We start from the raw sequence: 24,786 nt of genomic DNA on the forward strand, positions 1-24,786 counted from the left end.
CGGTCTGTACACCGCCCGGATCGCGTCGGGGAAGGCCTTCAGCCCATCGACCACGGCCAGGAGCACGTCCTCGACGCCGCGGTTCCTCAGCTCGTTCATGACCCGCAACCAGCACTTGGCGCCCTCGTTCTGCTCCAGCCACAGGCCGAGGATCTCCTTCGATCCATCGGCGCGCACGCCGAGCGCGGTGTGGACGGCCTTGTTCCGGGGCCCCCCTCGTCGCGCACCTTGATCCGCAGGGCGTCGAAAAACACGATCGGGTAGACCGGCTCCAGCGGCCGGGCCTGCCAGGCGGCGACCTCCTCCAGAACCGCGTCGGTCACTGTGCTGACCAGGTCGGGCGAGACCTCGATGCCGTAGAGTTCGCGCAGGTGCCCGACGATCTCCCGGGTGCTCATGCCGCGGGCGTACATCGACACGATCTTGTCGTCGATCCGGTCTTACGCCCGCCCCTGAAAGTCCGGTCGCACCCAATGATGCTCGGGCGTTTGGCAGTCTCTGCAAGCGACATCCTCGACCGCGTTTCCGGTGACGGCCGCCCTGAACCAATCGAGGAACCGGATGCCGTTGGTTTTCCGGGTATAGAGACGATCCAGCGCATATGGACGCCCACGGTTATCTAAGGCGTTCAAGGCCGGGATCGCATCATAATACCCGCCGATGACTCCCTCGTCGCACCCCCAACTCGTATAAGTGCGGAAATTGCTAACGCGCGTGCGGATGTAAGTATGGGCCTGATCGAGCAGCGACGGGATATCAGGGTTCTTCTCACCCATCAAGCGCAAGAACATCGCTTGCACTGCGTCGTGACGCTCGTTGTATTGGTGGAAAGTGATGGTGGGGTGCATCTCGGCGGCACGAATATATAGGTCTTCGATCGTCAGGCCATCGATCGGGAGGCCCTGGAAGCCTTCGACGCGCCTCAGGACGTTTTCCGTGCCCCACGCCTTGAACAGGGGCGCGAGCTTTTCGCACAGGTGGTAAGCCCCTCCGCCATCAGCGAAGTGTGTGACCCTCGCATCCGGATACTGCCGCGCGACGATATGTGTGTAGAGGGGGGAGGCAAGAGCGCCGGCGCTCCAGCCCGAGACCACAACGGCGTCCGGCCGCGGGTAGGCCCCGAACATCCAGCGCAGTGCGAGCATGGCGTTGTCGAAGCCTTTGTGCAGGATCGTCAGTGTCCCCTCAGGGTGGCCGCTCATCGACGGCACGTCATAGCTGGTCGCTGCATCGCCCAGGAAGACGTCGCCGTTCGCCGTGGGGAGATAGACGAGGGTGTAGTCGGCGAGCGGGTTCTCTGGGTGATCCGTATCGAAGATCCCTCCCAAGCCGGTGGGATCAAGTTCAAGGTCTGCGAATGGGCGGTAGTACGGGCGGCCGTGCAGGGCACAGTTCTCGCCGTTCCAGCACGCCCCACCACCGGAGAGGATGACGGCGAGCTTGTTTGGGTCGCCGGCTTTCACCCAGAACGAATACGGTGTGCCCTGGGAGCACCCCGGCGCTGCCGCCGGCAAGACGTTCCGCCAGCGTCGTTCATCAATGTCTGTCATGTAATTGACCTTGGATGCTTCTTATCGACGGGTAGATTGGCGCAGATGGTGGGCATGCGCCAAGCGCACATATGGCAATGTATGATTGCACCGAACGCTCGACGTTGGCGGCTCGGCCGGGTAGGGTCATGGCGTGCCGTCGATTGATCTCAACCTTCTGGTCGCTCTAGAGGCCTTGCTCGCGGAAGGCAGCGTGACGGGCGCCGCTCAGCGCATGGGCCTCAGCCCATCGGCGATGAGCCGCACGCTGACGCGCCTGCGCGCGGCTACCGGCGACCCGTTGCTCGTTCAGGCTGGCCGCTCTCTGGTGGCGACGCCCCATGCAGAAGGGCTGCACGACCGTGTCCGCGAGGTCGCCCGGGAAGCCCGGGCGGTCCTCAGCCCAAACCTTGCCGCGATGGACCCGGCCAGCTTGGACAGGACGTTCACGATCCGCACCAATGAGGGCTTTGCAACGCTGTTCGCGGCAACCCTCGTCGCGGCCGTAACGGCGGCCGCTTCGAAGGTGCACCTGCGGTTCCTGCCTAAGCCCGACAAAGACGCCGGTCCTTTGAGGGACGGGCGGATCGATCTCGACATCGGCGTAGTCGGTGCCTCAGCGCCCGAGGTCCGCAGCCGACTGATCTTCCGGGACCGGTTCGTAGGCGCGGTACGCACGGGCCACCCGTTGCTGACGGGACCGGTGACGCCGGTGCGCTACGCCGCCTGTCTGCATGTCGTCAGTTCGCGGAAAGGGGCGTCTGTCGGCCCCGTTGACGATGCGCTGCGGCGGCTGGACCTCAAGCGGCGCATCGTCGTCACGGTGCCCGGCTTTCCCGATGCCCTCGCTATCGCCCGACGCTCCGACCTGATCGCCCTCGTCCCGCGTTCCTGCTTCGCCAGCGCGGACCCGCTGACAGAGGGGCTCACCCCTTTCGAGCTTCCGGTTGCGTCGCCCGGGCTTGAGGTCGCGGCCATGTGGCATCCGCGCCTCGACAACGACCCGGCGCACCGCTGGCTGCGTGAGACGGTCATCGCCGCGTGTCGGCGGGCGCAGCCAACGTAGAACCCGGGAACGATGAGTGCAGGTGTGTCCGCTATCGGCGAGACAGTCGCCGCGAACGTAAACCCCATCGTCGGGGCATTCATCTTCTACAAGAGGACCGTCCTGGAGCAAATGTGCTGAATTTCAGCTCTGAGTTGGGAGCAGGCGAAAGGGCAATGTCCCCTTCGTCGAGGCTGCGGTCCGAAGCGACACGACGGAAATCCACCCAATCCGGTTGGTAACTTCCTCCCGGGCCAGACCCGGATTGGCGGGTTCGGTCAGGTTAGTTTTGTTGAGCGCGGCGAGGACGGTGCCGCGAATGCACCAGTATGTCACGGAACATCACGATGCCGATCTTATAATATTTTAAGGCGCAGGGGCTGACGATGCGTGTCGCCGAGGGACGCTGCGTTCTGAACTGACCGGTATTTTGGACCGGACCAGTTGCGAGGCTACTGCATGGTCGCACCCATGGGTAGCCGGAAGGTGTGGATCGGCGGTGAAGCGGGACCCTCGACCAAAGTGAATGCAGATCGTTGTTATTACTAGCGAAATCGAAGGGGGCTCGGGGTCCCGGTCGGCGCTGATCGGGACCCCACCTCTAGATAAAAAACGTTTGTTTGTTGAGGACGTTACCGTCCTTTAGAATGCGGTCCCGGTTCGGCGATTATCTACAGACTTGCCATTGTCGCCGTTGTAGATCCTGCCGATGTAGCGGCCGTCCGAATCCGACGCCAGGCCGAGGATCATCTGGTGGCCGAGCAGCGGACGGGCCTGCCGGCGCGGATCCGGGTTGGCCTTATCGAGCGGTCCTTGGGCCTTGTCGTCCTTCGGATTGCGCCAGACGACGTAGCCGCACAGATGCGCGTGGTCCGATCCGCAGAGCTCGGTCCGCACCCGGGCGCGCCCGTCCTCGGTGAGCCAGGTGCCCGTGGGATCGGCCGCGGCGGCCGGCCCGGACTCCAGCGCGGCTGCGCCGATGACGGCGACCGTGACGAGGCGGGCGAGGATCTGGGGCATGCGAGGTCCTTCTCCGCGTGGGTGCGCATGAGGCGGGGGTTGAGGCTGTGCCGAGGCCAACGGCTCGGCGGCGGCGCTCACGCGAGCGTGGTGATCCGCGGCCCGGCGCGGGCAGCGCGCGGCAGGAGGCCGTCGAGCCCGGTTTCCAGCAGGGCGTGGAGCTGGGTCACCGCGGGGCCCGGGTCGTAATCGGGCAGGATCGCGCGGCCGACCACGATCCCCTTCATCAGTGGGGCGACGAGGGCGTAGAGCCGGTCCGGATCGCAATCCGGGCTGATGGCCAGCGCCGAGAAGGTCGCGACGAACCAGTCTCGCGTTTCGGCTTCCGTCCGCGCGGTCAGCGCGGCGATGGCCGGGTTGCGGGTCGCCTCCGACCAGATCTCCAGGCGCAGCACCGCGGCTTCGCGGGTGATCGACACGAAGTAGCGCGCGATGATGTCCAGGAGCGCTCCGCGGCGATCGCCGCTGCGCTCCATCTCCTCGACGAGCTGCGCTCCGCGCTCCCGCTCGCGCTCCACCAGCCCGACGACCAGGGCCTCCTTGGACTCGAAATAGCGGTAGAAATTGCCCGGGCTCATCGCGGCCTCGCGGGCGAGGTCCTGCATGGTGGCGCGGTGGAAGCCGTTGCGCACGAAGCAAGCCTCGGCGGCGTCGAGGATATGCTCGCGCCGCGCGGCTTGACCGCCGCGCGCCTCGGTGCTCGCCGGCACGCTCACGGGGCGCGCTGCGCGATCGCGGCGACGCGGCTCTGGTCCTTCGCGGGACCGGCGACCGCGCAAGACTGGACGGTCTGGCTCAGATCCGCACAGAGACGCGCCTGCCAGCCCTTCGGGCCCGCCCCGGTCCAGCTGATCAGCGCCATCCAGGCGAGGACCAGAACGGCGGCGAAGGTGAGGTTCGCAGGGGTGCAGAAAGCCCGGATCGTCGTGAGGATCCGCGTCGGACCCGTTCCGGACGGATCGAAACTATCCCGATCGAGATCGGACCAGCTGCCTTCGAGCGACAGAGCCATGGCTCACTCCTGCTTGCCTTCCCGTCATAATGAACGTTCATTCACGTGTCAATGAACGTTCGTTCTCGTGGATGAAGGAAGCACAGGCCGAGAGCCGGTATGGTTTCCGGATGATTGCATCGCCGCCGTCCCGTCATTGCGAGCGTAGCGAAGCAAGCCGGCGTGGCGCCACGCTTGATCGTGTCGCGCCACCCTGAGTCACGTCGCTTCGCTTGTGATGACGGCGGGGTGAAGCTGGCCGAAGCGACCAATCAGAACCCATGTGAGGGCTCGCGCGATGCGAGATTGCTGCGCGGACGATGCCGACTTTGTGTCGAAGGGCGGCCTGCCGCCACCCGCAGGCGCGGGACCATTCGGCCGAACCGAAAAGAAATCGTTCCGCCGGGGCCGAGGGCTCTGCCTCGACCCCGAAATCGCGTCGGCTCAGGCGTGCCCGGCCGGCTTGAGGGCGCCGGTCCGGTCGTGGAAATCCGGGCCGTTCACCGTGCGGGCGACATGGCCGGCCCGGATCAAGTAGTCGCCGAAATGCTCGCCCGGGTTCCGGCCCTTGGCGAAATCGGCGAAGAGCGGGTCCAGGGTGTCGCGGATGTCGGACGCCGCGACATCCTCCTTGTAGAGCTTGCTCAGGCGCGAACCATCGAAGGCCGCACCGAGATAGAGGTGGTAGCGCTCGGGTCCGCGGCCGACGAGGCCGATCTCGGCGATGAACGGGCGGGCGCAGCCGTTCGGGCAGCCGGTGGAGCGGATCGTGATCTCCTCCTCGGCGAGCCCGTGGGTGGCCAGGCTCTCCTCCAGCTCGGTCATCAAGTCCGGCAGGTAGCGCTCGCTCTCGGCGAGCGCCAGGCCGCAGGTCGGTAGCGCCACGCAGGCGATGGAGTTGCGCCGCAGCGCGCCCGCGCCCTTGGTGATGCCGTACTGGTCGACCAGGGCCTCGATCGCGGCGCGCTTCTCCGCCGGCACGTTGGCGACGATCACGTTCTGGTTGGCGGTGAGGCGGAAATCGCCCTCGTGGACCTGCGCGATCTTGCGCAGGCCCGTGAGGAATTGCGGGCCGTCCTCGTAATCCTTGATCCGGCCGGACGGGACGTAGAGCGTCAGGTGGTGGCGGCCGTCATCGCCCTCGGTCCAGCCGAAGCGGTCGCCGTTGTTGGTGAAGGTGAAGGGCTTCGGCTCGCCGAGCGTCTTGCCGATCCGCGCCTCCACCTCGGCCCGGAACGCTGCCAGGCCGTAGCGCTCGATCGTGTACTTGAGCCGGGCGTTCTTGCGGTTCTTGCGGTTGCCCCAGTCGCGCTGGACGGTCATCACCGCCTCGGCGACCTTGATGGCGTCCTCGGGGGCCACGAAGCCCATCACGTCGGCCGTGCGCGGGAAGGTCTCGGGCTCGCCATGGGTCATGCCCATGCCGCCGCCCACCGTGACGTTCCAGCCGGTGACCTGGTTCGTCTTGTCCAGGATGGCGATGAAGCCGAGATCGTGGGCGAAGATGTCGACCTCGTTCGAGGGCGGCACCGCCACGACGATCTTGAACTTCCGCGGCAGGTAGGTGCGGCCGTAGACCGGTTCGACCTCCTCCTCCTCGCCGCCGACCACGCGTTCGCCGTCGAGCCAGATCTCGCGCCAGGCGCTGGTCTTCGGCAGCAGGCTGTCCGAGATGTCCTTGGCGAGGGTGTGGGCGGCCTTGTGAGCGCCGACTTGGGCGGGGTTGGTCGCCGCCATGACGTTGCGGTTCACGTCGCCGCAGGCCGCGATCGTGTCGAGCAGGGCCGCGTCGATGGCCGACATCGTGCGCTTGAGGTTCGACTTGATCACGCCGTGGTACTGGAAGGTCTGGCGCGTGGTCGCCCGCAGGGCGCTGCCCGCATAGGTGACCGCGATGTCGTCCAGCGCCAGCCACTGCTGCGGGCTGATCACGCCGCCGGCGATGCGCAGGCGGATCATGAAGCTGTAGGCCTTGTCGAGCTTCTTCTTGGTCCGCTCCGGGCGCAGGTCGCGGTCGTCCTGCATGTACATCCCGTGGAACTTCACGAGCTGCCCGTCATCCTCGGAGATCGCCCCGGTGGCGTGCTTCAGCAGGCCGTCGGCGAGGCCGCCGCGAAGATAGCCGCTGGCGATCTTGATGTGCTCGTTCGCGGCGAGCTGGGCGGCGCGGGCCGCCTCGGCATCGGTGATCGGCCGGTCCTTGGGCGGCGTCTCGTAGACGCGGGGAGCCGGGGTCGGAGCCAGGGCCGGGGCGTCGTCGCGGGGGCTGTGGTCGTCCATGGGATCACTTCCAAAGTCTTGAATGCGTCCCCGCCCCTATCCGAGCGGGATCGTCACAAATCCTGGATTCAAAAGGTCCGGGACCTTTTGCGGGTGCAGGGCGGAGCCCTGTTGTCGGGCTCCGCCCTGACGGCCCGCCAAAGGGCGACACGCCCTTTGGAAACCCGGATTGGCCCGTGTTCAGCCATTGCGCTCTAGTAGACGTCCTGCTGGTAGCGGTGGCTGCGCTCCAGGGCCGCAACCTGCGCCTCGGCGTCGGCCGGGCTCAGGGATCTGGCGATCTCGTAGGCCCGTACCACCGCGGCGCGCACGTCCTTGGCCATGTTCTTGGCATCGCCGCAGACATAGAAATGGGCGCCGCCCTCCAGCCAGGAGACCAGCTCCTGCGCGTTGTGGGTGATGCGGTTCTGCACGTAGATCTTCTCCGGCTGGTCGCGGGAGAAGGCCACGTCGATCTTGGTCAGCGACCCGTCCTCCAGGGCCTCCTGCCATTCGAGCTGGTACAGGAAGTCGTGCAGGAAGTGCCGATCGCCGAAGAACAGCCAGGAGCGTCCGGGCGCCTCGATGGCGCGGCGCTCCTGCACGAAGGCGCGGAACGGCGCGACGCCGGTGCCGGGGCCGACCATGATGATGTCGGTGGCCGGATCCTGCGGCAGGCGGAAATGCCGGTTCGGCTTCAGCCGCACCCGCAGCTTGGCGCCGTCGCGGATCCGGTCTGCGACGTGGACCGAGGCGACGCCCGAGCGGGCGCGCCCATGGGTCTCGTAGCGCACCGCCACGATGGCGAGGTGGACCTCGTCGCCCACTTCCTTGCGCGAGGACGCGATCGAGTAGGCCCGGGGCGGCAGCGGCCGGGTGATGGTGGTGAGGTGGTCGGCGGTCAGCGTGGCCGGGAAGGTCGCGAGCAGATCGATCAGGTGCCGCCCCTCGATCCAGGCCCGGGCCTCGCCGCCGTCGATCAGCTTCTGCGCGTCGGCGTGGCCGGTCGCCTTGACGAAGCGCTCGATCGTGGCGGTCGACAGGGTGGTGATGTCGCGCTCGGCGAGCAGCGCCTTGCGCAGGGCCTCGTCGCCCGACAGGCCCGCGGCGGTCAGGATCTCGTCCACGAGCTGCGGGTCGTTCTCGGGGAAGATCTCCAGCGAGTCGCCGGGCTCGTAGGCGGGCGCCCCGTCCTCGAAGGCCAGCGCCAGGTGGATCGTCTCCTTGTCCGAGCGCGAGGAGTTGAGATTCACGTGCTCGACGACCTCGACCACCAGCGGCTCGCGGCTCGGCTCGGCATCGTCGTCCTCGCCCGGGGCGGCGCGGGCGAAATCAACCGCCACGACGTTGTCGGGCGTCTCGGCCGGGGCGAGGGCCTTGAGGGTGTTCTTGATCCAGTCTGCGGCCGGCTTCTCGAAATCGAGGTCGAGGTCGGCGCGCTCGGCGGCGCGCTTGCCGCCCAGGGCCTCGAAGCGCGCGTCGAGCGCCTTACCGATGGCGCAGAACTCGACGTAGGACGTGTCGCCCAGCGCCAGGACGGCGAAGTCCACGCCGTCGATGCGCGGGGCGCCCTCCCCCATCAACTCGCCATAGGCCCGCACGGCCCGGGCCGGCGGCTCGCCCTCGCCCCAGGTCGCCGCGATGGCGATGAGCTTGCCGGCCTTGGGCAGGCTCGCCACGTCGAGATCGGAGAAATCCACGACCTTCGGCTTGAACCCCTGCTTGCGCGCCAGCTTGGCGACGTTGCCGGCCAGCGCCTCGGAATTCCCCGACTCGCTGGCGTAGACGATCGTCAGCGGCTCAGCCGCCTTGGGCAGCGCGGCAGGGGCCGCCGCCGGCTGGCCGCCGGCGGCATCGAGGCCCGCCAGAAAGCCGGCCAGCCACGCGCGCTGCACGGGGGTCGCGCTGCCGAGAACGGCATCGAGGCTGGCGCGCTCGCCGTCGCCGAACGGGGCGGTGCGCGGAAGGAGATTCTGGCGTGCCATCAGGGGACCATGTCGTGGCCTACGGGGCCTGTGTCAATCGAAAACGTTCTTTTTGCAGAACGCGCCTCAACTAGGATATTGCTTTCGCTGCGCCGCAGAAAAATAGAAGATCATTCTCCGACAACGGCCAGAACCGGGCCGGTCCCGGGCAGATGGCGCCCGGTTTTCGGCGGTGCCGGCAGCGGCAGGGCAGTGGTCGACTTCACCTTCTCCATGGCGAATCGCGAGGTGACGTTCTTCAACGGCAGCACCGCGATAAGCTGCTTATAGAAACTGTCATAGGCTTGCATGTCGGCCACGACGACGCGCAGCATGTAATCCACATCCCCCGCCATCCGGTAGAATTCCAGTACCTCCGGCATGGCCGAAATGGTCGCGGCGAAGCGCTGCAGCCATTCCTGGGAGTGGTCGGCAGTCTCGATGGAGACAAACACAGTGAGCCCGAGGCCGAGCTTGACCGGGTCGAGCACCGCCACCCGCCGGTCGATCACCCCGTCCGCCTCCAGCTTCTGGATGCGCTTCCAGCATGGGGTCTGAGACAGGCCGACGCGCTCACCGATCGCCGCGATGGAGAGGGTCGCGTCCGCCTGCAGCAGGGCCAGAATCTTCAGATCGATGGCGTCCAAAGTCGTCTCCGTGGGATCCTTCCACGCTGGGCCGCGCGCGGGGAGTTTAGGCGTTTCACAGGGCCGCCGAGAAGAATCTTTTATCGTGAGGGGTATCGGGTACGGCGGGATCGGGTGCGCCACCGCACGTTAGGCCCCCCGGATATGCCCGACAAGCAACCCCGGGCGCCTTGACTTCGTTCGGTATAGCGAACATTTCGGCCCTTCGACAACAGGGTGCGGCACCGTCCGCATCCTTTCCCACGATCCAACCGCAGGACATGTCGCGATGACCCGTCCGGACCGAACGATGGCCGACTCCCTCGCGGACCGGCTGTCCGGGCTCGACCTGCCAGGCCGGCTCCACCTGATCGCCGCCGAGATCCCCGGCCGCCTCGTGTTCACCACGAGCCTCGGCGTCGAGGATCAGGCGCTGACCCATGGGCTGGCGATGGCCGGGCTGGCCAAGGGCCGCGTCGAGATCGTCACCCTCGATACCGGCCGGCTGTTCCCGGAGGCCTACGATACCTGGTCCGAGACCGAATCCGCCTACGGAATCCGGATCGGCGCCTACGCGCCCGAGCGCGTGGCCGTCGAGGCGTTCGTACGCGCGGAGGGCATCAACGGCTTCCGGCGCTCGGTGGCGGCCCGGCAGGCCTGCTGCGGGTTCCGCAAGGTCGAGCCGCTCGGCCGGGCCCTCGACGGGGCGAGCGGCTGGCTCACCGGTCTGCGCGCCGGCCAATCGGCCAACCGCGCCGAGACGCCGCTCGCCGCGTTCGACGCCGAGCGCGGCCTGATCAAGCTCAACCCCCTGGCCGACTGGACCCGGGCGCAGGTCGACAGCTTCGTGCGCGAGAATTTCATCCCCTACAACGTGCTGCACGATCGCGGCTTTCCGTCGATCGGCTGCGCCCCCTGCACCCGCGCCGTGAAGCTCGGCGAGCCGGAGCGCGCCGGCCGCTGGTGGTGGGAGCAGGAAGACAAGAAGGAGTGCGGCCTGCATGTCGGCCAGCCCTCCGCGTCGGTCCAGCCGGGCCAGGAGCCCGCAATCTTCGAAAGCAATCCAGACGTGAAGACCCGCCAGCCGGAATTCGCCCGATGAGCGCCGCCCTCGCCGCCGCCGTGTCGCCGCACGCTCCCGCCGCCGACCGCCTCAGCCACCTCAAGCGGCTGGAGGCGGAGAGCATCCACATCTTCCGGGAGACGGTCGCCGAGGCCGAGAACCCGGTGATGCTCTACTCGATCGGCAAGGATTCCTCGGTGCTGCTGCACCTGGCCCTGAAGGCCTTCGCGCCCGGCACCCTGCCGTTCCCGCTGCTCCACGTCGACACCACGTGGAAGTTCCGGGAGATGATCGCCTTCCGCGACGCTCGGGTGAAGGAACTCGGCCTCGACCTCTTGGTCCACACCAACCCGGACGGGCTCGCCCGCGGCATCGGGCCGGTGAGCCACGGCTCGGAAGTCCATACCGACGTGATGAAGACCCAGGCCCTGCGCCAGGCGCTGGACAAGTACAAGTTCGACGCGGCCTTCGGCGGTGCCCGCCGGGACGAAGAGGCGAGCCGCGCCAAGGAGCGGATCATCTCGCTCCGCACCGCGCAGCACCGCTGGGATCCCAAGCGCCAGCGCGCGGAGCCCTGGCACCTCTACAACCTCAAGAAGAAGCGCGGCGAATCCCTGCGGGTGTTCCCGCTTTCGAATTGGACCGAGCTCGATATCTGGCTCTACATCGAGCAGGAAAAGATCCCGATCGTGCCGCTCTACTTCGCGGCCGAGCGCCCGGTGGTCGAGCGGGACGGCCAGCTGATCATGGTCGACGACGACCGGCTGCCCCTGGAGCCCGGCGAGGTTCCGCAGCAGCGCCTCGTCCGGTTCCGGACGCTCGGCTGCTACCCGCTCACCGGCGCCGTGGAGAGCGACGCGGCGACGCTGCCCGAGATCGTCGGCGAGACGCTGGCGGCGCGCACCTCGGAGCGCCAGGGCCGGGTGATCGACAAGGACGGCGCGGGCGCCATGGAGCGCAAGAAGCAGGAGGGGTATTTCTGATGACGGTGCACCAGGCTCCCACCGCGTTCGGTGACCGTGCCGCCACCTACCAGGCGTTCCTGGCCGCGCACCAGAACAAGGCCGTGCTGCGCTTCATCGCCTGCGGCTCCGTGGATGACGGCAAGTCGACCCTGATCGGACGGCTCCTGCACGACACCAAGCAGATCTTCGACGACCAGATCTCGGCGCTCCAGCGCGACTCGCGCAAGCACGGCACGCAGGGCGCGGAGATGGACCTCGCGCTGCTGGTGGACGGCCTCCAGGCCGAGCGCGAGCAGGGCATCACCATCGACGTCGCCTACCGGTTCTTCTCCACCGACAAGCGCTCGTTCATCGTCGCCGACACACCCGGCCACGAGCAGTACACCCGCAACATGGCCACCGGCGCCTCGACGGCCGACGTGGCGGTGATCCTGGTGGATGCCCGCCAGGGCCTGATCCGCCAGACCCGGCGCCACGCCTTGCTGGTCTCGATGTTGGGCATCCGCCGGGTGGTGCTGGCGGTGAACAAGATGGACCTGGTCGGCTGGTCGCAGGACACGTTCGACGCGATCCGCGCGGGATTCACCGAGTTCGCCCGCGATCTGAACTTCGCCGAGGTCAAGGCGATCCCGCTCTCGGCCAAGAACGGCGACAACGTCGTGGAGCCCGGCATCGCCGCCCCCTGGTACACGGGCGGCACCCTGCTCGACCATCTGGAGACCATGCCGGTGCACGCGGAGGCGCTCAACGCCCCGTTCCGCATGGCGATTCAGTGGGTCAACCGGCCGAATTCCGAGTTCCGCGGCTATAGCGGGCGGATCGCCAGCGGCCGGGTCCGCCCCGGCGACGCGATCACCATCCAGCCCTCCGGCCGGACATCGACGGTGGCGCGGATCTACACCGCCGACGGCGACCTCGATGAGGCCGGCGAGGACGAATCGGTGACGCTGGTGCTGGCCGATCAGATCGACGCCTCCCGCGGGCAGGTGATCGCGGCCTCCGGCGCTCCGCTGCGCATTGCCGAGGCCTTCGAGGCCCGCCTGTTCTGGGCCGCCGAGACCGAGCTGGCGCCGGGGGCGAGCCTGCTCGCCAAGATCGGCACCGCCACGGTCAACGCCACCGTGGAGCGGATCGTCTCGCGGATCGATCCCGAGACTGGCAGGCCCGGCCCGGCCGAGCGCCTCGCCGCCAACGACATCGCGGACGTGGCCCTGCGCCTCGACCGTCCGGTGGCGGTGGATGCCTACGCGGATAACCGGGAGACCGGCAGCCTGATCCTGATCGACCGCGAGACCACCGACACGGCGGCCCTCGGCCTGGTCCTGGCCCCGAAGGGCGAAGCCGCCCCGGCGGCCTCCGCCACACCGCCCGACGAGAAGGCCCCCGGCCTGCTCGGTCGCCTCGGCCGCCTGCTCGGGCGCTGAAGGGCTTAAAGTCTTGGATCCACAAGGTCCAAGACCTTGTGCGGGTCCAGGGCGGAGCCCTGGGGGCGGGCGAAGCCCAGCTGCATTGGGGCTCCGCCCCGATACCCCGCCAAAGGGCTGAGCCCTTTAGGAATCCCCTTAGGCCGCTTCCGAAACGGCGCCGAGGCCCCAGGCCTGCGCCAGCTGCGTGTAGGATTCCTGCCGCGCCGCCTGGTCGGGGATCGCCGTGACGATCATCAGCTCGTCGGCCTGCGTCCGCGCGACGAGATCCGTGAGCGTCGCCCGCAGGGTCTCCGGCCCACCCACATGCAGCTTGTCGCGGCCGCGCTCGATCTGGGCGCGCTCGGAATCCGAGTACGGGTAGGCCAGCGCTTCCTCCAAGCTCGGCAGCGGCCGGTACTCGCCGCGCTCCCGACGCAGGGTCGAGAGCCGCGCACTCGCGGCCAGCCGCTCGGCCTCAGCATCGGTGGCGGCACAGATCGCCGCCACGGCCAGGATGGCGTGGGGCCGCTCGCCGAGCCGCGTTGGCCGGAACAGACGGCGATAGGCCAGCATCGGCGCCTCGGCCGGCATCCCGGAGAAGTGCTGCGCGAAGCCGAAGCCGCAGCCGATCTCGCCCGCGAGCTGGGCGCTGTAATCGGACGAGCCGAGGAGGAAGATCGGCGGCAGCGGCACCCCGGCGGGGCTCGCCTGGATCCTGCCGAACGGATGCCCCTCCGGGAAGCCGCCGTCCCAGAACAGCAACTCCTGCAGGCGGTCCAAAAAGTCGTCGTTACCGCCCTCGCCGGGGGCCTCCCGCCGACGCAGGGCCCGGGCGGTGAGCCCGTCGGTGCCGGGCGCGCGCCCGAGGCCGAGATCGATGCGGCCCGGGAACAGGGCCTCCAGCACCCGGAAGCGCTCGGCCACCGCCAGCGGCGCGTGGTTCGGCAGCATGATCCCGCCCGAGCCGACGCGGATCGTTCGGGTCGCGGCGGCGATCTGGCCGATCATGATCTCGGGGGCCGGGCTCGCCACGTTGGGCAGGGCGTGGTGCTCGGCCAGCCAGTAGCGCCGGTAGCCGAGGCCGTCGACGTGGCGCGCCAGCGCCAGCGTGTCGTGCAGCGCCTGCGCCGGGGTCGAATCGGCGCTGACGAAGGAGAGGTCGAGGACGGAGAGCGGTATCATCAATAGGAGATAGGGGTGCGGGCCGGCCGGTGCGAGGGCTGGGCGTAGGGTTGAAGAGACCCTGCCGCACACAGCGCGGGTCGACCTCAGTTCGTGCCGCCCGCTTGATCCCGATCCGGGAACAGAGCCTCGAAGTTCCGCCCCCCCGTAGAAGACGTTGACGATCTGCACCTGATCATCGTCGACCCGATAGGCGATCACCGCCGAACGTTCGAACGATACCGTCCGCAACCCGGGCTCCAAATCATCGCGCGGGCGGCCGCCGTGGGGCGCGTCGCCGATGCGCTCACAGCGGCTGACGAGCCGATCCAGAAACCGGTCGGCGACGTCCGGATCGCGGCTGGCCTCGTAGACCCAACGGTAGATCTGCAGCAGATCGAACTCGGCTTCCGTACGGAAGACGACCTCAAGGCGTCGCATTCCGATGAGCCTTCACGGTCTCGGCATGAAGGGCTTTGAGGTGGGCTCGGACCCCCTCGACACTCAGCGGCGGGCTAGGGTCGTCCAGAGACCGGCGGATGCGGGCGCGGATCGCGTCGAGGCGCTCGGCATCCTCCCGGCGCCGGCTCTGCCAAGCCCGCACCGCATCCTCCAGGGCGTCTCCGACCGAGGCGTATTCGCCGGCCTCGACGCGCTCGCGCAGGGCGCGGACCGTCTCGGGGGGCAGCGTGACGCTGATCGTCTCGGCCGGTGGCATGAATCGCCCTCTTCAGATCGGCACGATCTTAGCATGAGATCGGGCTGGCCGCGCAGCCTTGTCCGCACCGCACCGTCGGCCTAGGGTCCCGGCCGCAGCGCGGGCGCCCGAGGTCGCCTCGCTCTCACGGAGATCGACACATCATGGCTCTCCTCGCCGACGTCCTCTCGCGGGTGAAGCCGTCCGCGACCATCGTGATGACCCAGAAGGCCCGGGACTTGAAGGCGTCCGGCGTCGACGTCATCAGCCTGTCGGTGGGCGAGCCGGATTTCGACACGCCGGACCACATCAAGCAGGCCGCGATCGAGGCGATCCACCGGAACGAGACGCGCTACCCGCCGGTCTCCGGCATCGCGCCCCTGCGCGAGGCGATCGTGCGCAAGTTCAAGCGCGAGAACGGGCTCGACTACAAGGTCGCGCAGACCATCGTGGGCACCGGCGGCAAGCAGGTGCTGTACAACGCCTTCCTGGCGACCCTGAACCCCGGCGACGAGGTGGTGATCCCCCGCCCCTACTGGGTGTCCTACCCCGAGATGGTCGGGCTGTGCGGCGGCACGCCGGTCTTCGCCGACACCGACATGGCGCACGGCTTCAAGCTCCAGCCGGAAGAACTCGACCGGGTGCTGACGCCCAAGACCAAGTGGATCGTCCTGAACTCGCCCTCGAACCCGTCCGGGGCCGCCTACACGCGCGACGAGATGAAGGCGCTCACCGACGTGCTGCTGCGCTATCCCGACGTGCACATCCTCACCGACGACATCTACGAGCACCTGACCTACGGCGACTTCGCCTTCGTCACCCCGGCCCAGGTCGAGCCCCGACTGGCCGAGCGGACGCTGACCATGAACGGCGTCTCCAAGGGCTACGCCATGACCGGCTGGCGGATCGGCTACGCGGCCGGGCCGGAGAAGCTGATCAAGGCGATGGACTTCGTCCAGGGCCAGCAGACCTCCGGGGCGAGCACCATCGCGCAATGGGCCGCGGTGGCCGCCCTCGACGGGCCGCAGGACCATCTGGCGACGTTCCGGACGGCGTTCCAGGGCCGGCGAGACCTGGTCGTGTCGATGCTCAACCAGACCAACGGCCTGACCTGCCCGACGCCGGAGGGCGCCTTCTACGTCTACCCATCCTGCGCGGCGCTGATCGGCAAGAAGACGGAAGCCGGCAAGACGATCGAGACCGACGAGGATTTCGTCACGGAGCTGCTCCAGGCCGAGGGCGTGGCCGCCGTGCACGGCTCGGCCTTCGGGCTGGGCCCGAACCTGCGCATCTCCTACGCGACCTCGAACGCCGTGCTGGAGGAAGCCTGCCGGCGCATCCAGCGGTTCTGCGGCTCGCTGCGGTAAGGCTCAGAGCGCCGGCCGCGCCGGGCTCAAGCCACCGGATCGCTCCTGGGGTTGGGGAGCGATCTGCCGGCCTGTAAGGTTCGCGTAGGACGTTGGTGCCACGCAGCCGCGTCAGAAACCGGCGTCGCGGGCCGGGATCGCCACGGGCTCGGATTCGAGATCGATATCGCGGAAGGGCGATGCCTGTAGCGCATCGATCAGCGACTGGCCCGTCAACGGTCCGGTCAGCCGACGGAACTCCACGGCCGAAATGATCACCACGGCTTCCTGGCCGGGCCCGATCACGCACTGCGGACCCGCGGTGCAGGCGCGTTGGACCACCTCGCCGAAACGGGCCTTCGCGTCCTGAAAGCACCACGCTCCGGACTGGCTGGAGGGTTGGACTGCGCCGGTGGTCATGCTGAACAAGCGACCCATCGATTTCTCAATCGCGCCAATCGAATGTCGCCGCGATGAAGCGTAACGCTTCGATTTCCTCGCTGGCGCCCTCCAGAAGCGAAGCCTGCCGGGCCACTTCCTCCTTGAAACCCGGCCTCGCTGGATCGGGTCTCCAAACGAGCGGGGCCTTCAGGTCGCAGCGTCGCCGCGAGCGGCGGCAACGCCGTGACCTCGACAGAGCGTCGCTCGGCTGAAGCTGCTTCATGACGGTGATCCGACCCCGCCAAACACTATGACCCCGCTGGCGCGCTGGATACCATAGACCCGGCAGCGTAGTTTCGGAGCCTCCCATGCCCACCATCACGGTAATCGCCCCCGGCGCCATGGGCAGCGCCATCGGGGCGCGGCTCGTCGAGCACGGCGCCCGGGTGCTGACCGCCCTCGAAGGGCGCGGGGCGGCGAGCCGGGCCCGGGCCGCGGCGGCCGGCATGGTCGATGCCGATACGGCCGACCTCCTGGCCGCCGACATCCTGCTGTCGATCGTGCCGCCCGCCGACGCGGAGGCCCTGGCCCGCCGCCTCGCCCCCGCTCTGGCGGCGGCGGCGCGCAAGCCGGTCTATGTCGACGCCAACGCCGTCAGCCCGGACACGATCGGCCGCATCGCCGAAATCGTCGCGGAAACCGGGACGCCGTTTCTCGACGGAGCGATCCTGGGTCTGCCACCGAAGCCCGGCAGCAAGGGCCCCCGCGTCTACGTCTCGGGGGCCGACACCACCCCGGCGCTGGCCTTGCGCGATCTGGGCCTCGACCTGCGCGTCTGCCCTGGGGCCGTCGGCGCGGCCTCCAGCCTCAAGATGAGCTATGCCGGCCTCAACAAGGGGCTCACGGCGCTCGCCGCGATCATGATCCTGGCCGCCGAGCGCGCCGGGGCCGGTACGGCGCTGCTGGATGAACTCGCCGAGAACGAGCCGGCGCTGCTCGCCCGGTTCGCCAAGGCCCTGCCCGACATGGCGCCGAAGGCCTATCGCTGGGCGCCCGAGATGGGCGAGATCGCCGATTTCCTCGGGCCGGACGCGGCCGGGCGTCAGGTCTTTTCCGGTTACGCCGATCTCTACGCGCGCCTCGCCGCTGAGGCGGGGCAAGACGAGATCGGCGCGCTGATACGCTTCGCCGCGGCCGCTGCGGAGCGCTGATCGCCGCGGGGGACGCCGAAACGGGGCCCGCTCTGTTGCCGGCTCGGCTGCCACCCTCTACACGGACGGTCCCCGCAGCCGATGCGCCTGAAGGTTTCGCGAGCCCGCTCGGGCCTGCATGGTAGCGGGGCCGGCAGTGACGGGGTGGTCCGGACCAGTTCTCTGGGCCAATCCTGTGAGGCTCAGTGGGCCGAGTCGCTGCAGGCGTGTCGGGAGCGCGGGGAACAGGAACCGCGGGCTCGGCGCAAGGCCCACATAGAATTTCTCATCCGAGAGCGGAGGCCGATCCGGCGCTCCTGCCCCGATCCGGGACAGCCCGATGCGGTCGGCTTGGCGCTTCGTTCACGCTCCGGCGCGATGATGCGACGAGGCCGGGGATCCGGTCCGGCGTAACCGCGTTCTCTCGGGCCTGACGACCATGCGAGCCCTGCTCACCGGCGGCATCAAGGCGATCCTCGGGATTGCCGCCCTCTCCACCGCCGCCCATTGGACCTTGCGCGTGCAGCGCGAATCCGCCCCCGCCAGTCCGATCGCGGCCTTTGCCGGCCTGCCCGATCCGGCGGCCACCGGCTCGATCGAGCCGCGCCGGCCCGTGAGCGCGGTTGCTGCCGTCGCACCGGCCGCTGTCGTGCCCGCCCCGACCGCGGGCCTCGACCAGGGCCACCTCGCCGCCCTGATCGCGGGCGCGACCCCGGCGAAGGCGAAGGTCGCGAAGGCGGCGACCAAGACCGCGGCCGCCGAGAAGGTCGCGGCCAAGCGCTGAACTGGATGCTGCGCTGGCGAACCGTGCCGGCTGCATACTTCCCCTGCGCCGCGACGGGTGCCGCCATGGCGCAGGGCGTGGCAGGAATACAGGCCTCCACCGAGATTTGGCAGGCATGAGCACGCAGGTCGCGACAACCGTCGCCAACGACAGGGCTCCCGTCTGCGCGGCCCCGTCACCCGACCTCGCGCGCCGGCGGCGGATCATCGGCATCGCCCTGATGTGCGGTGCCGTCGCCTTCTTCGCGGGCCTCGATGCCAGCGCCAAGACCCTGTCACGGGCCGGGGTTGACCCGCTGGTCACCACCTTCATGCGCTACGCCGCCAGCGTCGCGATGATCTCGCTGTTCATCAATCCGGTGCGCACCCCTGGGGTGGTGAAGAGCCGGCGGTTGCCCCTGCAGATCGTCCGCTCGCTGCTGCTGTTCGCCTCCACGGCCCTGAATTTTCTCGCGTTGCGCTACCTGCAACTCGCCGAGACGATCTCGATCCAGTTCGCAGCGCCGCTCACGGTGGCGCTGCTGGCCGGGCCGTTGCTCGGCGAATGGTCGTCGCGGGCCAGGATGATGGCGATCGGGGTCGGGTTCCTGGGCGTGCTGGTGATCGTGCGCCCGGGGCTCGGCGGAATGCATCCGGCCGCCCTGCTCTGCGTCGCCAACGTTGTGGTCTACGCCTTCTACGCGATCATCACGCGCAAGCTCGCGGCCTGCGATTCCACCGCCACGACGATGTTCTACACTGGGCTCGCGGGCCTGGCGCTGATGGCCCCGCTCCTGCCCTGGATCTGGACCAGCCCGGCCAACCTCACCCATTGGGCGCTGCTGATCGCGGTGGCGCTGTTCGGGACGATCGGGCACTGGCTACTGGTGCTGGCCCATGCCCGCGCGCCGGCCAACATCCTGGCGCCGTTCATCTATACCCAGCTGTTGTGGTCGGTGACGCTCGGCTTCCTGCTGTTCGGCGACGTGCCGAGCCGCTGGACGGTGGCCGGCGCCATGATCGTGGTCGGCTCCGGCCTCTATCTCCTGGCGCAGGAGACGATCCGCCGGGACAGGCCGGCCGCCTGAGGCGACCGGCCGGTTCGAGGCGGGATTAGCGGCCCATCCGCTCCTGGCGGTCCATCCGATCCTCGCGACGGTTCTCCTGGGCGCGGCGGGCCGGATCCGGATCGGTGCCGAGCACGCCGCCGACCGTACCGGTGGCAGCGCCCACCGCGCCGCCCACGACGCCGCCCACCGGGCCGGCCGCAGCGGCACCGTCCTCGGCGCCGCGCTGGGCGCCCCGGGCCGTGCCCTGGGCCTCGGCGCCGGTGGCGAAGGCCAGCGGGGCGAGGGCGAGGGCGGCGATCATCAGTTTTTTCATGGTCAACTCCTGGTCGTCGATCGGGATAGGCTCCGCACCTTGCGGGTCGCGGAGGGCGTACCGGTCAACGGTTCAGGCGCCGAAAGGTCTCATCAGGCATCCCGGCCCCGGCCGCTGGCATCGGATCGGGGCCGCTGCTAGAGAACGGGTCATGTTCGCTTCGCATGCTCTTCGCGGCCTGGGCCGCAGGCTTCGAATTATTGGCCCGGCCTCCGCGTAAATGAGCGCCCGCTCCGGCGAGGCCGCGCGGAAGTCCGGGATCCTGATGCCGCTCGCCCTGCCCAGAATTCCTGTGTCCGGCCGGCCCGATGCCGCCGGCCCGACCGCCGATGCGAGATCCGATGACCACCCCCGAGACCGCTTCTGCCCGCGACTATTCCAAGACCCTGTTCCTGCCGCGCACCGAGTTTCCGATGCGCGCCGGCCTGCCGACCCGGGAGCCGCTGCTGCTGGAGCGCTGGGCCGCGATCGACCTCTACGGGAAGATCCGCGCCGCCGCTTCGGGACGGCCGCGCTTCGTGCTGCACGACGGGCCGCCCTACGCCAACGGCAACATCCATATCGGCACGGCGCTCAACAAGATCCTGAAGGACGTGGTGGTGCGCAGCCAGGGCGCGCTCGGCCTCGACGCCAACTACGTCCCCGGCTGGGACTGCCACGGCCTGCCGATCGAGTGGAAGATCGAGGAGCAGTACCGCGCCAAGGGCCGCAACAAGGACGACGTGCCGGTGATCGAGTTCCGGCAGGAATGCCGGACCTTCGCGGCCCACTGGCTCGACGTGCAGCGGTCGGAGTTCAAGCGCCTCGGCGTCACCGGCGACTGGGACCATCCCTACGCGACCATGGCCTACCCGGCCGAGGCGGTGATCGCCGACGAGCTGATGAAGTTCTCGATGAGCGGCCAGCTCTATCGCGGCTCCAAGCCGGTGATGTGGTCGGTGGTCGAGAAGACTGCGCTGGCCGAGGCCGAGGTCGAGTACGAAGAGCATGTCAGCGACACCGTGTTCGTCGCTTTCCCGATCCGGGACGGGGCCGACGCAGCGCTGAAAGACGCCCGGGTGGTGATCTGGACCACCACCCCCTGGACCATGCCGGGCAACCGCGCCGTCGCGTACTCCAAAAAAATCGCCTACGGGCTCTACCGGGTCACGCAGGCCCCGGCCGAGAACTGGGCGACCCCCGGGCAGACCTACCTGCTGGCTGACAGCCTGGCCGCCACCGTGTTCAAGGCCGCCCGGGTCGAGGCGTTCGAGCGCGTCAGCGACGTGCTGCCTGAGACGCTGGCCGGCCTCACCCTGGCGCACCCGCTCGCCGACCGCGGCTACGATTTCGCGGTGCCACTCCTCGACGGCGACCACGTCACCGATGAATCCGGCACCGGCTTCGTCCACACGGCGCCGAGCCACGGCCGCGAGGATTTCGATCTCTGGATGTCCAGCGGCCGGCTGCTGCAGGAGCGCGGCATCGACCCCACGATCCCCTACACGGTGGATGCCGACGGCGCCCTGACCAAGGCCGCGCCGGGCTTCGAGGGCACCCGGGTGCTCACCGACAAGGGCGAGAAGGGCGACGCCAACAAGGCGGTCATCGCCGCGCTCACCGAGGCCGGGGCGCTGGTGGCCCGCGGCGTGCTGCGCCACCAGTACCCGCATTCCTGGCGCTCCAAGAAGCCGGTGATTTTTCGGAATACCCCGCAATGGTTCATCGCCATGGACCGGCCGGTGGACAGCCTGGGCAACCGGTCCCTGCGCGAGGTCGCCCTCCAGAGCATCGACGAGACCCAGTGGGTCCCGCCGCAAGGCAAGAACCGCATCACCGGCATGGTCGGCAACCGGCCGGACTGGGTGGTCTCGCGCCAGCGCGCCTGGGGCGTGCCGATCACCGTGTTCGTCCACCGGGAGAGCGGCGAGATCCTCAAGGATCCGTCCGTCAACGCCCGGATCCGCGACGCTTTCAAGGCCGAAGGTGCCGATGCCTGGTTCCGGGACGATGCCGCCCAACGCTTCCTGGCGCCGGACCACGACCCGGCCGCCTACGAGAAGGTCACGGATGTCCTCGACGTCTGGTTCGATTCCGGCTCCACACACGCCTTCGTGCTGGACGATCCGGAGGCGTTCCCGGCGCTGGCCGGCGCGCGGCGCGTCCGCGACGGCGGCCAGGACCGGGTGATGTACCTGGAGGGCTCGGACCAGCACCGGGGCTGGTTCCAGTCGTCGCTGCTCGAATCCTCCGGCACCCGCGGCCGGGCGCCCTACGACATCGTCCTGACCCACGGCTTCGTGCTCGACGGCAAGGGCCTGAAGATGTCGAAGTCGAAGGGCAACGTCGTCGCGCCGCAGAGCATCATCAAGGATTCGGGCGCCGACATCCTGCGCCTGTGGGTGGCGGCCTCGGACTATACCGACGACCTGCGCATCGGCCCGGAGATCATCAAGACCTTTGCCGAGACCTACCGGAAGCTGCGCAACTCCCTCCGCTGGATGCTGGGATCCCTGGCCCACCGGGTCGAGGGCGACGACGTCGAGGTCCAAAAAATGCCGGAGCTGGAGCGGCTGATCCTGCACCGGCTGGCCGAGCTCGACGGCGAGATCCGCGAGGCCTACGCGACCTACGACACCAAGCGGGTCGTGGCCCTGCTCAACGGCTTCATGACCGGCGACCTGTCGTCGTTCTACTTCGACGTGCGCAAGGACGCGCTCTACTGCGACCCGATCTCGTCGGTGACCCGCCGGGCGGCCCTGCAGGTGATCGACGAGACCTTCCGGCGGGTGGTGGTCTGGCTGGCGCCGGTGCTCGCCTTCACGGCGGAGGAGGCCTGGCTCGACCGCTACCCGTCCGCGGACGGCTCGGTGCATCTCCAGACCCTGCCGGAGACCCCGGCCGAATGGCTGGACCCGGCCCTCGCGGAGCGCTGGCACAAGATCAGGAAGGTGCGCCGGGCCGTGACCGGCGCCCTGGAGATCGAGCGCGCGGCCAAGCGCATCGGCGCGAGCCTGGAGGCGGCCCCGACCGTCTACGTCTCGGATCCGGAGCTGCTCGCGGCGCTCGAGGGCTGCGACTTCGCCGATACCTGCATCACCTCGGCGATCACGGTGGTGGCCGGCGAGGGGCCGGCGGAGGCGTTCCGGATCGACGAGGTGCGCGGCGTCGCCGTGGTGCCGACGCCCGCGGAAGGCCGCAAATGCGCCCGCTCCTGGCGGGTGAGCCCCGCGGTCGGCAGCGACCCGGAATTTCCGGACGTGACTCCCCGCGACGCCCAGGCCCTGCGCGAATGGGACGCGGCGCACCCGGAGGCCAGCGCGGCGTGAGGTTTCTGGGAGCCTACTCCGCCGACGCCTCCCTCCCCCCTCTGCGGGGGAGGGTGGGCCTCGCGTCAGCGAGGGTCGGGAGAGGGGAGCGACGTATCCGGAGAGGTCGCGCCAGCAGTCATATCCCGCATCGTCGCGCTGCCCCTCTCCCCCTCTGCTGCGCAGGGTACCCTCCCCCGCATAGGGGGGAGGGAAACGTGTGTGTGTCTGGTCCCCGCCCATGACTCCCACCCGCGCCGGCCTGCTGGCCCTGCTCGTCACCCTGGTCCTCGACCAGGCCTCCAAGCTCGGGCTGTATTTCGGCACCGATCTCGTGCTGACCCAGCCGTGGCGGCTGGCGCCGGTCGCCGATTTCGTGGTGGTCTGGAATCGCGGCGTCTCCTACGGGCTGTTCCAGCAGGAGAGCGGGTTCGGGCGCTGGTTTCTGGTGGCCCTGTCGCTCGCCGCGGCGCTGGGCCTCGGGATCTGGATGACCCGGGCGGGCTCGCGGCTGCTGGCGGTGGCCCTGGGGCTGATCGTCGGCGGCGCGCTCGGCAACGCCATCGACCGAGCCGCCTACGGAGCGGTGTTCGACTTCGTCCACCTCCATGCCGGCAGCTGGTCCTGGTACGTGTTCAACGTGGCCGACGCGGCCATCGTCGCCGGGGTGATCGGCCTGATTCTCGACAGCTTGAGCCCGACCGCGCGCGGGGCGAAGAAGGACACGGCCGGGACCGGCCCGGTGCCGGGCGATTCGAGCCCGCGGCTGTGATCCGCGCAACACACAGGCCCTGCCCGCTCCAAGCCTCTGGTGCGATGCGGTCAAGGCGCCATACGATCGCCGGAAACCGGTCTCACGCCGGGACCTGTCGGATCAGGCCGCGTGGCGGCCATCCCCGCGCCGGATTCCCGGCCGGAACCCGTGAGGCAGCATGACCGGGCATCGCAGGCTTCGTCTCATCTTCTCCACCGCGGTCGCGCTGGCGCCGCTGCTGGCCGGCGGCGCACAGGCGCAGGAACGCGGCGAGTTCATGCGCGACGCGCTCTCCGGCATGGGTCTGCTGGAGAAGCAGCAGGACCCGATCGACTATCACGAGCGCCCGCCGCTGGTGATGCCGCCCAAGCTCGACGGCAAGGCCCTGCCCCAGCCCCGGGCCCGCTCCACCAGCACCGCCTGGCCGAAGGATCCCGAGATCGCCGAGCGCGAGCGCGCGGCCGCGGAACGGCGCGTCCCCAAGGGCAACCAGGCCCAGGGGCGCTACGACGACAACAACGCTACCCTCTCGGTGGACGAGATCCGCGGCGGCCGCCGCGCCGGCGCCAGCGTGACCACTACGGCCGAGCGCAAGCCCGGCGACACCAACCGCGACGACAGCCTGCTCAGCCCGTTCGACCTGCTGAGGGGCAAGAGCGCCAATGCCGAGCCCTCCGATGTCGAGCCGGTCCGGGACACGCTGACCGATCCGCCGACCGGCTACCGGCAAGCGCCGAAGAAGCTGGTCCAGCCGCCGACGCGGGATCCGATCAACAACGCCAGCCGCGAGCGCGACGAGTCCGATCCCCGGGCCTATCAGCGCGAGCGGGCCCAGCAGTAACCTCCAGTCTGTGGCGCCGTTGCAACGGCGGCCCGGTATGGCAACATGACATGTCTGTCCCGGTCCGGCTCCTGCCGCCCGGAGACGAAGACGGCCCGGTCCATGCGAGCGTCCCG

At 69.1% G+C, this 24,786-nt stretch carries 23 protein-coding genes and 2 pseudogenes; 11 read left to right on the top strand and 14 right to left on the bottom strand.

What is annotated here, in order from left to right; all coding sequences use genetic code 11:
* Positions 1-6: 6 nt before the first annotated feature.
* Both MKL11_RS20920 and MKL11_RS20925 read right to left on the bottom strand, forming a co-directional pair.
* Positions 7-431: pseudogene (locus MKL11_RS20920) on the bottom strand (transposase); the annotation flags it as partial.
* Between the two features lie 9 nt (positions 432-440).
* Positions 441-1,550 (bottom strand): pectinacetylesterase family protein, encoded by a 1,110-nt coding sequence (locus tag MKL11_RS20925; RefSeq protein WP_243946966.1) that lies wholly within the window; start codon positions 1,548-1,550, stop codon positions 441-443.
* A 133-nt stretch (positions 1,551-1,683) separates the two neighbouring features.
* Between MKL11_RS20925 and MKL11_RS20930 the strand changes: the two genes are divergently transcribed.
* A complete protein-coding gene (locus MKL11_RS20930) occupies positions 1,684-2,595 on the top strand; it encodes a LysR family transcriptional regulator (protein ID WP_243946967.1) in 912 nt (303 codons plus the stop codon).
* A gap of 621 nt (positions 2,596-3,216) precedes the next feature.
* Here the strand turns inward: MKL11_RS20930 and MKL11_RS20935 are convergent.
* The 6 genes from MKL11_RS20935 to MKL11_RS20960 all read right to left on the bottom strand — a co-directional run bounded on the left by MKL11_RS20935 (position 3,217) and on the right by MKL11_RS20960 (position 9,455).
* Positions 3,217-3,594, bottom strand: a complete 378-nt coding sequence (locus tag MKL11_RS20935; RefSeq protein ID WP_243946968.1) for a DUF2147 domain-containing protein — start codon at positions 3,592-3,594, stop codon at positions 3,217-3,219.
* Between the two features lie 77 nt (positions 3,595-3,671).
* The gene (locus tag MKL11_RS20940) at positions 3,672-4,310 is read right to left on the bottom strand and encodes a TetR/AcrR family transcriptional regulator (protein ID WP_243946970.1); all 639 of its coding nucleotides are present in this window, start codon (positions 4,308-4,310) and stop codon (positions 3,672-3,674) included.
* Complete coding sequence (locus tag MKL11_RS20945; RefSeq protein WP_243946972.1) at positions 4,307-4,606, bottom strand: hypothetical protein; 300 nt, start codon at positions 4,604-4,606, stop codon at positions 4,307-4,309. Before MKL11_RS20945 ends, MKL11_RS20940 begins: the two co-directional genes overlap by 4 nt.
* A gap of 423 nt (positions 4,607-5,029) precedes the next feature.
* Positions 5,030-6,865 (bottom strand): NADPH-dependent assimilatory sulfite reductase hemoprotein subunit, encoded by a 1,836-nt coding sequence (locus MKL11_RS20950; RefSeq protein ID WP_243946974.1) that lies wholly within the window; start codon positions 6,863-6,865, stop codon positions 5,030-5,032.
* 194 nt (positions 6,866-7,059) lie between these two features.
* On the bottom strand, positions 7,060-8,829 hold the full coding sequence (locus MKL11_RS20955) for a sulfite reductase flavoprotein subunit alpha (RefSeq protein WP_243946975.1): 1,770 nt from the start codon (positions 8,827-8,829) through the stop codon (positions 7,060-7,062).
* 110 nt (positions 8,830-8,939) lie between these two features.
* Positions 8,940-9,455: an Lrp/AsnC family transcriptional regulator gene (locus tag MKL11_RS20960; protein ID WP_147857649.1), complete on the bottom strand. Its 516-nt coding sequence runs from the start codon at positions 9,453-9,455 to the stop codon at positions 8,940-8,942.
* A gap of 268 nt (positions 9,456-9,723) precedes the next feature.
* Between MKL11_RS20960 and MKL11_RS20965 the strand changes: the two genes are divergently transcribed.
* Genes MKL11_RS20965 through cysN form a run of 3 tightly spaced genes read left to right on the top strand, consistent with a single transcriptional unit; the run spans position 9,724 to position 12,886 of the window.
* Positions 9,724-10,536 (top strand): phosphoadenylyl-sulfate reductase, encoded by an 813-nt coding sequence (locus MKL11_RS20965; protein ID WP_243946976.1) that lies wholly within the window; start codon positions 9,724-9,726, stop codon positions 10,534-10,536.
* Positions 10,533-11,480, top strand: a complete 948-nt coding sequence (cysD, locus tag MKL11_RS20970; protein WP_243946978.1) for a sulfate adenylyltransferase subunit CysD — start codon at positions 10,533-10,535, stop codon at positions 11,478-11,480. Before MKL11_RS20965 ends, cysD begins: the two co-directional genes overlap by 4 nt.
* Entirely contained in the window at positions 11,480-12,886 is a 1,407-nt protein-coding gene (cysN, locus tag MKL11_RS20975) for a sulfate adenylyltransferase subunit CysN (protein ID WP_243946980.1), read from the top strand. The genes cysD and cysN overlap by 1 nt, the downstream gene beginning before the upstream one ends.
* A 138-nt stretch (positions 12,887-13,024) precedes the next feature.
* Here the strand turns inward: cysN and MKL11_RS20980 are convergent, their stop codons facing one another.
* From MKL11_RS20980 to MKL11_RS20990, 3 genes and pseudogenes are all read right to left on the bottom strand, one after another.
* Positions 13,025-14,050 (bottom strand): LLM class flavin-dependent oxidoreductase, encoded by a 1,026-nt coding sequence (locus MKL11_RS20980; RefSeq protein WP_243947102.1) that lies wholly within the window; start codon positions 14,048-14,050, stop codon positions 13,025-13,027.
* A 159-nt stretch (positions 14,051-14,209) separates the two neighbouring features.
* A pseudogene (locus MKL11_RS20985) lies at positions 14,210-14,470 on the bottom strand (type II toxin-antitoxin system RelE/ParE family toxin); the annotation flags it as partial.
* Positions 14,457-14,747, bottom strand: a complete 291-nt coding sequence (locus MKL11_RS20990; protein ID WP_243946982.1) for a type II toxin-antitoxin system ParD family antitoxin — start codon at positions 14,745-14,747, stop codon at positions 14,457-14,459. The gene MKL11_RS20990 and the pseudogene MKL11_RS20985, both read right to left, overlap by 14 nt.
* 143 nt (positions 14,748-14,890) lie before the next feature.
* Between MKL11_RS20990 and MKL11_RS20995 the strand changes: the two genes are divergently transcribed.
* On the top strand, positions 14,891-16,093 hold the full coding sequence (locus MKL11_RS20995) for a pyridoxal phosphate-dependent aminotransferase (protein ID WP_243946984.1): 1,203 nt from the start codon (positions 14,891-14,893) through the stop codon (positions 16,091-16,093).
* 111 nt (positions 16,094-16,204) lie between these two features.
* Here the strand turns inward: MKL11_RS20995 and MKL11_RS21000 are convergent, their stop codons facing one another.
* Entirely contained in the window at positions 16,205-16,492 is a 288-nt protein-coding gene (locus tag MKL11_RS21000; protein WP_409565889.1) for a type II toxin-antitoxin system prevent-host-death family antitoxin, read from the bottom strand.
* Between the two features lie 25 nt (positions 16,493-16,517).
* Positions 16,518-16,736 carry an antitoxin MazE-like protein gene (locus MKL11_RS21005; RefSeq protein ID WP_243946988.1) on the bottom strand — a complete coding sequence of 73 codons (219 nt, stop codon included), beginning with the start codon at positions 16,734-16,736 and terminating at the stop codon, positions 16,518-16,520.
* A gap of 85 nt (positions 16,737-16,821) precedes the next feature.
* On the opposite strand from MKL11_RS21005, the gene MKL11_RS21010 reads away from it, so the two are divergent.
* The 3 genes from MKL11_RS21010 (at position 16,822) to MKL11_RS21020 (ending at position 19,493) form a co-directional block, all read left to right on the top strand.
* Complete coding sequence (locus MKL11_RS21010) at positions 16,822-17,664, top strand: NAD(P)-dependent oxidoreductase (protein WP_243946990.1); 843 nt, start codon at positions 16,822-16,824, stop codon at positions 17,662-17,664.
* A gap of 418 nt (positions 17,665-18,082) precedes the next feature.
* Positions 18,083-18,427 (top strand): hypothetical protein, encoded by a 345-nt coding sequence (locus MKL11_RS21015; RefSeq protein WP_243946992.1) that lies wholly within the window; start codon positions 18,083-18,085, stop codon positions 18,425-18,427.
* A gap of 115 nt (positions 18,428-18,542) precedes the next feature.
* Positions 18,543-19,493 carry a DMT family transporter gene (locus MKL11_RS21020; protein WP_243946995.1) on the top strand — a complete coding sequence of 317 codons (951 nt, stop codon included), beginning with the start codon at positions 18,543-18,545 and terminating at the stop codon, positions 19,491-19,493.
* A gap of 25 nt (positions 19,494-19,518) precedes the next feature.
* Here the strand turns inward: MKL11_RS21020 and MKL11_RS21025 are convergent, their stop codons facing one another.
* Positions 19,519-19,788, bottom strand: a complete 270-nt coding sequence (locus MKL11_RS21025; RefSeq protein ID WP_243946996.1) for a hypothetical protein — start codon at positions 19,786-19,788, stop codon at positions 19,519-19,521.
* Between the two features lie 341 nt (positions 19,789-20,129).
* Between MKL11_RS21025 and ileS the strand changes: the two genes are divergently transcribed.
* The 3 genes from ileS (at position 20,130) to MKL11_RS21040 (ending at position 24,670) form a co-directional block, all read left to right on the top strand.
* Positions 20,130-23,096 (top strand): isoleucine--tRNA ligase, encoded by a 2,967-nt coding sequence (gene ileS / locus MKL11_RS21030; protein WP_243946998.1) that lies wholly within the window; start codon positions 20,130-20,132, stop codon positions 23,094-23,096.
* Positions 23,097-23,316: 220 nt separating this feature from the next.
* Positions 23,317-23,847 (top strand): signal peptidase II, encoded by a 531-nt coding sequence (gene lspA, locus MKL11_RS21035; RefSeq protein ID WP_243947000.1) that lies wholly within the window; start codon positions 23,317-23,319, stop codon positions 23,845-23,847.
* A 160-nt stretch (positions 23,848-24,007) separates the two neighbouring features.
* A complete protein-coding gene (locus tag MKL11_RS21040; protein WP_243947002.1) occupies positions 24,008-24,670 on the top strand; it encodes a hypothetical protein in 663 nt (220 codons plus the stop codon).
* Positions 24,671-24,786 lie beyond the last annotated feature (116 nt).

Source organism: Methylobacterium sp. J-077, assembly GCF_022829365.1.
Classification (GTDB): Bacteria; Pseudomonadota; Alphaproteobacteria; order Rhizobiales; family Beijerinckiaceae; genus Methylobacterium.

Coding starts and splice junctions, on each gene's coding strand:
- MKL11_RS20945 (WP_243946972.1), bottom strand. CDS start 4,606: ATGGCTCTGTCGCTCGAAGGCAGCTGGTCCGATCTCGATCGGGATAGT.
- MKL11_RS20990 (WP_243946982.1), bottom strand. CDS start 14,747: ATGCCACCGGCCGAGACGATCAGCGTCACGCTGCCCCCCGAGACGGTC.
- MKL11_RS21025 (WP_243946996.1), bottom strand. CDS start 19,788: ATGAAAAAACTGATGATCGCCGCCCTCGCCCTCGCCCCGCTGGCCTTC.
- MKL11_RS20925 (WP_243946966.1), bottom strand. CDS start 1,550: ATGACAGACATTGATGAACGACGCTGGCGGAACGTCTTGCCGGCGGCA.
- cysD (WP_243946978.1), top strand. CDS start 10,533: ATGAGCGCCGCCCTCGCCGCCGCCGTGTCGCCGCACGCTCCCGCCGCC.
- lspA (WP_243947000.1), top strand. CDS start 23,317: ATGACTCCCACCCGCGCCGGCCTGCTGGCCCTGCTCGTCACCCTGGTC.
- cysN (WP_243946980.1), top strand. CDS start 11,480: ATGACGGTGCACCAGGCTCCCACCGCGTTCGGTGACCGTGCCGCCACC.
- MKL11_RS20980 (WP_243947102.1), bottom strand. CDS start 14,050: ATGATACCGCTCTCCGTCCTCGACCTCTCCTTCGTCAGCGCCGATTCG.
- ileS (WP_243946998.1), top strand. CDS start 20,130: ATGACCACCCCCGAGACCGCTTCTGCCCGCGACTATTCCAAGACCCTG.
- MKL11_RS21020 (WP_243946995.1), top strand. CDS start 18,543: ATGAGCACGCAGGTCGCGACAACCGTCGCCAACGACAGGGCTCCCGTC.
- MKL11_RS21010 (WP_243946990.1), top strand. CDS start 16,822: ATGCCCACCATCACGGTAATCGCCCCCGGCGCCATGGGCAGCGCCATC.
- MKL11_RS20965 (WP_243946976.1), top strand. CDS start 9,724: ATGACCCGTCCGGACCGAACGATGGCCGACTCCCTCGCGGACCGGCTG.
- MKL11_RS21005 (WP_243946988.1), bottom strand. CDS start 16,736: ATGAAGCAGCTTCAGCCGAGCGACGCTCTGTCGAGGTCACGGCGTTGC.
- MKL11_RS20935 (WP_243946968.1), bottom strand. CDS start 3,594: ATGCCCCAGATCCTCGCCCGCCTCGTCACGGTCGCCGTCATCGGCGCA.
- MKL11_RS21015 (WP_243946992.1), top strand. CDS start 18,083: ATGCGAGCCCTGCTCACCGGCGGCATCAAGGCGATCCTCGGGATTGCC.
- MKL11_RS21000 (WP_409565889.1), bottom strand. CDS start 16,492: ATGACCACCGGCGCAGTCCAACCCTCCAGCCAGTCCGGAGCGTGGTGC.
- MKL11_RS20995 (WP_243946984.1), top strand. CDS start 14,891: ATGGCTCTCCTCGCCGACGTCCTCTCGCGGGTGAAGCCGTCCGCGACC.
- MKL11_RS20955 (WP_243946975.1), bottom strand. CDS start 8,829: ATGGCACGCCAGAATCTCCTTCCGCGCACCGCCCCGTTCGGCGACGGC.
- MKL11_RS21040 (WP_243947002.1), top strand. CDS start 24,008: ATGACCGGGCATCGCAGGCTTCGTCTCATCTTCTCCACCGCGGTCGCG.
- MKL11_RS20950 (WP_243946974.1), bottom strand. CDS start 6,865: ATGGACGACCACAGCCCCCGCGACGACGCCCCGGCCCTGGCTCCGACC.